This is a genomic window from Moorena sp. SIO1F2 (assembly GCF_010672755.1).
Lineage (GTDB): Bacteria > Cyanobacteriota > Cyanobacteriia > Cyanobacteriales > Coleofasciculaceae > Moorena.
Genome location: NZ_JAAHFV010000426.1, coordinates 1 through 5,060, shown reverse-complemented (window position 1 = coordinate 5,060; position 5,060 = coordinate 1). Strand labels below are relative to the sequence as shown.

The following is a 5,060-nucleotide window of genomic DNA, read 5'->3' as shown; positions in this document are numbered from 1 at the left end:
GGCATGTAGCGAAATAGACTGATACGCTACAGACAAAAGTCAAAGGAATAAGGACTATGAGGTTTTGCCGCCTCATAATGATTTCCCAAAGAATATTCCTGGTGAAGAGTACCACCCTAAAAGTCCACAGAATGGTTATCAGGAACGAAATAACTCTCATATGTACTCTCAACATGGTCGATGGTTGAGTAGGTAGTTAACCGCAAGTCATAGGAGAGCGAGATTGAGTCAGAAGCCAATGCCTGGGGTAATGCCCAGGATATGCTGACGGACTCACGTTGTAGGAAAGGGTATGGTTGTAAGTAGTAATGAATAAGTCTAAAACTCGGGGGTTCGCCCCACAGTCGGAATGGAGAAGGGTCAATTGGCGAAAGCTGGAAATGACCGTTTTTAAGTTACAAAAACGAATATACCGAGCCTCGAGCCGTGGTGACGTGAGCGTGGTAAGAAAACTCCAAAAGACCCTGATGAAGTCCTGGTCAGCCAAAATGATTGCGGTCAGACGAGTCACCCAGGAGAATAAAGGCAAAAAGACTGCCGGAATAGACGGGTTCAAAGCCTTAACCAATAGGCAACGCCTCGCCTTAGTAGCTAGCCTCAAGGTCTCCAAAAAGGCACAACCTACCAGAAGGGTATGGATTCCCAAACCCGGACGGTCAGAAAAACGCCCCTTAGGTATCCCGACTATGTACGACCGTGCATTACAAGCACTTGCCAAGCAGGCTCTTGAACCTGAATGGGAAGAAAAATTTGAACCCAATTCATACGGGTTCAGACCAGGACGCTCATGTCATGATGCCATTGAAGCAATATTCAATTTCATCAACAAAAAACCCAAATGGGTTCTTGATGCTGACATTGCCAAATGCTTCGACAAAATAAACCATGATGCACTTCTAACAAAATTGAATACCTATCCATCCATGAGACGTTTAATTAAGTCCTGGCTTAAAGCCGGTGTGATGGATAAGGGAATATTCTCACACACAAACGAGGGCACCCCTCAAGGTGGGGTGATATCCCCACTATTGGCGAACATAGCCCTCCACGGAATGGAACAAGAGGTATGGAACTATGCTAACTCTATCAAGGGTAAAAAAACATATTACAAAAAAGGATTAGCCCTAATTAGATACGCAGATGATTTCGTCATCCTTCACCCAGACCAAAAAGTGGTAGAAGAATATCAAGAAGTAATCAACACATGGCTACAGGACATGGGGTTGGAACTAAAACCAAGTAAAACCCAAATTACCCACACTTTTGACGGATTTGATTTTATTGGATTCAACATCCGTCAATATAAAACAGGTAAAAACCATTCAAAACGAGGTTTTAAAACCATCATCAAACCATCCAAAGAAAAAGTTCTAGAACATTACGGGCAGCTTTCCCAAGTCATCAATAGACATAAAGCTGCCCCACAGAAGGCGTTAATAAGCCAACTTAAACCTATTATAAGAGGATGGTGTAACTACTACAGCTCTGTTTGTAGCAAAGAAACCTTCTCAAAATTAGGGAATCTACTCTGGAACAAACTTCGAAGATGGGGATATAGGAGACACCCCAACAAATCAAGAACCTGGGTAACCAAGAAATATTGGGGAACCATCGGAGAAGATAACTGGGTATTCATGACCAACGGGAATAACTACCTCCCAAAACATGCCAAAACTGAAATAGTCAGGCACATAAAAGTTCAAGAAACCAGGAGTCCCTACGATGGAGACCTAATTTATTGGAGCACCAGAATGAGAAAGCATCCTGAGATGACCACTCAGAAGGGAAGGCTTTTAGAACGGCAAGAAGGGTTTGAAGTTACCGTAAGATAGTGGAGCCTTTATAGTTGGTAGGTTATGCGTAAAAGGTTGAAGTCTGTTGTAGTAAGGCTCCACTATCTAAGGTTTCGTTTCCGGAAATGCGCCCATTGTGGTCTTACCTTCAGGGATGGAGATTTGTTGGAAAAACACCATATTATACCACGCGCTCTAGGAGGTAACGACCTAGACAAAAATCTAGAGTTACTTCACCTCCATTGTCACGACGTCAAACACGGGACCAAAGTCAACTCTTCAAAGTTAGATGAGAATCCGTTCTAGAGGTACCAATGTAAATGGTTCCTATGATGAGGAGCCGGATGATGCGAAAGTGTCATGTCCGGTTCTGAAGACGAGTCGGTGGGGCGACTCACCGGCTTAGTTTAATCAACCACCAGGTTTTTACCTGGTGCTATACAGGTCATTCCTGCTGATAAGTAGGTTTGCACAGGTTAAATGTTGCACAGCTGCTTGAGTGTCGGTTATTTTTGTTCTTCACCATAAATCAGGATTATGCAACTAAAAGCCAACACAATACTGTCACCAAGGTCACTACTAGGTTCACTACTGCTGATTTCCCCCTTTTTTCTATGGGGTACAGCTATGGTAGCCATGAAAGGGGTGATCCCCAACACAACCCCTATGTTTATGGCTGGGGTGCGGTTAGTACCAGCAGGAGTTTTAGTATTAGGAGCAGCAACTGTGATGGGTCGCCCCCAGCCGAAAGGTTGGCTAGCCTGGCTGTGGATTAGCTTATTTGCCTTAGTGGATGGGGCAATGTTTCAGGGTTTCCTAGCCCAGGGATTGGTTAGCACTGGTGCGGGTTTGGGTTCGGTCATGATTGATAGTCAACCCCTAGTGGTCGCCCTGCTATCAGCATTGCTCTTTGGTGAACTTATTGGACTGTGGGGTTGGTTAGGACTAGGATTTGGTATAGTAGGAATCAGCTTGATTGGCTTGCCCGATCAATGGATTCTCAGCCTTTTTACTGGCAACGCTCAAGCTATAGAATTAAGCTGGGAACAGCTGTTTGATCATGGAGAGTGGCTGATGCTGTTAGCATCCCTTTCCATGGCAGTAGGAACAGTAATGGTTCCCATTATCAGCCGCTATGCTGACCCAGTTGCTGCGGTTGGTTGGCACATGATCCTAGGAGGATTACCGTTATTTGCCCTCTCTAGTGTCATAGAATCCCAGCAATGGGTGAATATTGATGGAGTTGGCTGGATCGCATTAGCTTACTCCACTGTTTTCGGGAGTGCGATCGCATACGGTATATTCTTCTACTTTGCCTCCAAGGGGAATCTCACTAGTCTGTGTAGCTTAACCTTTCTGACACCAGTATTTGCCCTGCTATTTGGGAATTTAGTGTTGTCTGAGGTACTCAGTGCTCTACAGTGGACTGGTGTGTGCCTGACATTGCTCAGCGTTTATCTAGTCAATCAGCGCGAACAAATAGCAACTCGGATCAAAGCAAGGCTCGCAAACAACAGCGGCTAGCCAAAGGGGAAAACTGGCAGTGGAAACAACAACTGAGATCGTCTGAAGAAGGTAGTGCTAAGCTACCAGAAACCCAGCAGTGAAGCCGATTTGATACAATTGAGATTAATCGAGCCAAAATTATGTTGCTCGAACGAGTAAAGCACATGGGATTTAGCGTTGTGTGTTAAGTGCGTAAGCTAGAATTGGCGTTCACATTCGAGTCCTGTAGAATTTTATGACTCGCCATTGGTCTATCATACTTGTAGCTACCTGTTTGAACTGCCTAGGCTGGTTCCCAGCACCCAGCCTAGCAGTGAAATTAGAAAAAGCGATGTTCCTTTGGAACCCCTACGCGAACGCATTTTCACCCAACAACGTCCCTGACCCGTTGGTAATCGCTCAATCTCCTTCTGCCACAGAAACTGACCAACCAATGCTCAAAGGGAGTCGGGGCCAAGAGGTGGCTCTTGTGCAAGCCAAGCTAAAGCATCTTGGCTTCTACGATGGGCTTGAAGATGGTGTTTATGGTGAAGAGACAGAGAAAGCAGTCGCTTTATTCCAAGAATCTATTGGATTGAGAAAACTGGGTAGTGTTGATTCGGTTACTAGGAAGGAATTGGAGCAAGCCTACGCTGCTAAGACCACAACCACCAGCACGAGTTCAGCTCCAAACTCAGGTCAATTAGTGGCAGCAGAATCGACTACTGCAGAATCGACTACTACCGAACCTTCGACCCAGGAAAAGAGCCCGTCATCATGGTTGATCATCCCAGCCATCATCATGGCTGGTGGCGGTTTTTTCCTATTCAAGTGGTTGACTAAACCAAAACGACCCGTAGACTCACAATTAGCGCCCTCCACAGAAAATCAAGCTAAACAAGATACTACAGTCAATAACCTCAAAGTCCAAGTGTCAACTGACTCCCAAAACCACCATACTCAAAGGGATTATAACCATAGCGCTAGTTATAATGTCGCCAATTCTAGCAATCCTCAACCTCAGTCTTTAGCTGATTCCTTACATGTCAAAAAGACCACTCGCCTGACTAAATTTAGTATTGTTGAGGAATTAATCAGAGAATTAGAAGACCCAGATCCAAAAAAGCGACAACAAGCTATCTGGGAATTAGCCCAAAAGGGGGATTCTAGGGCAGTAAAGCCCCTAGTAAACTTAATGGTAGATTCTGATTCTAAGCAGCGTGGTTTGATTTTGGAAGCCTTATCCCAAATTAGCACCAAAACTCTCAAACCGATTAACAAAGCCCTAGCCATTTCTTTGCAGGATGACAACCCCCAAGTCCGGAAAAATGCGATTCGGGATGCAACGCGAATTTATGAATTACTAAACCAAGTCTTGCAGATGTTGCGTCACGCTACCGATGACCCGGATTCCGAAGTGCGAGAAACGGCAAAATGGGCAATCGATCAGTTTAATAAAATGCGCCCTTCCACTAAACTGGATAGTTTGCCACCAGCACAAAATTACCTGAATTCATCAGAAAATAATTCAAACCATTACCAAGATAATAGCGACTAGTTAGGGAAATTCATAACAGGTAATAAAAGTTTAGTAACCTTTACTTACCGTGCTATGATAGGGAAGTGTAAACCGTTAAAATGGAATAGCATAGAATAAAAGATTACATAGCTTTAATTCCCGTGCTTAGATGTTGACATTAATAATTGTTTTATATTTCTCTACCTAGTTGATATTTTCAAGATACTGGTAATTTGAAAGATCAAATGTCTGAAACTCAGGCA

Annotated in this window: 4 protein-coding genes; all 4 read left to right on the top strand. The window is 44.1% G+C overall.

Annotation, left to right across the window (positions count from 1 at the left end; all coding sequences use genetic code 11):
* Positions 1 to 308 precede the first annotated feature (308 nt).
* The 4 genes from ltrA (at position 309) to F6J94_RS29980 (ending at position 4,836) form a co-directional block, all read left to right on the top strand.
* Complete coding sequence (ltrA, locus tag F6J94_RS29995) at positions 309 to 1,832, top strand: group II intron reverse transcriptase/maturase (protein ID WP_293046998.1); 1,524 nt, start codon at positions 309 to 311, stop codon at positions 1,830 to 1,832.
* A 24-nt stretch (positions 1,833 to 1,856) separates the two neighbouring features.
* Positions 1,857 to 2,099, top strand: a complete 243-nt coding sequence (locus tag F6J94_RS29990; RefSeq protein ID WP_293046996.1) for an HNH endonuclease signature motif containing protein — start codon at positions 1,857 to 1,859, stop codon at positions 2,097 to 2,099.
* A gap of 231 nt (positions 2,100 to 2,330) precedes the next feature.
* Positions 2,331 to 3,317 carry a DMT family transporter gene (locus tag F6J94_RS29985; RefSeq protein WP_293046994.1) on the top strand — a complete coding sequence of 329 codons (987 nt, stop codon included), beginning with the start codon at positions 2,331 to 2,333 and terminating at the stop codon, positions 3,315 to 3,317.
* A gap of 295 nt (positions 3,318 to 3,612) precedes the next feature.
* Positions 3,613 to 4,836, top strand: coding sequence for a HEAT repeat domain-containing protein (locus F6J94_RS29980; protein WP_293046992.1), 1,224 nt, complete (start codon positions 3,613 to 3,615; stop codon positions 4,834 to 4,836).
* The last annotated feature ends 224 nt before the right edge of the window (positions 4,837 to 5,060 follow it).

Excerpts from the sequence above, each read along its gene's own strand:
- ltrA (WP_293046998.1), top strand. The coding sequence starts at position 309 with ATGAATAAGTCTAAAACTCGGGGGTTCGCCCCACAGTCGGAATGGAGA.
- F6J94_RS29985 (WP_293046994.1), top strand. The coding sequence starts at position 2,331 with ATGCAACTAAAAGCCAACACAATACTGTCACCAAGGTCACTACTAGGT.
- F6J94_RS29990 (WP_293046996.1), top strand. The coding sequence starts at position 1,857 with ATGCGTAAAAGGTTGAAGTCTGTTGTAGTAAGGCTCCACTATCTAAGG.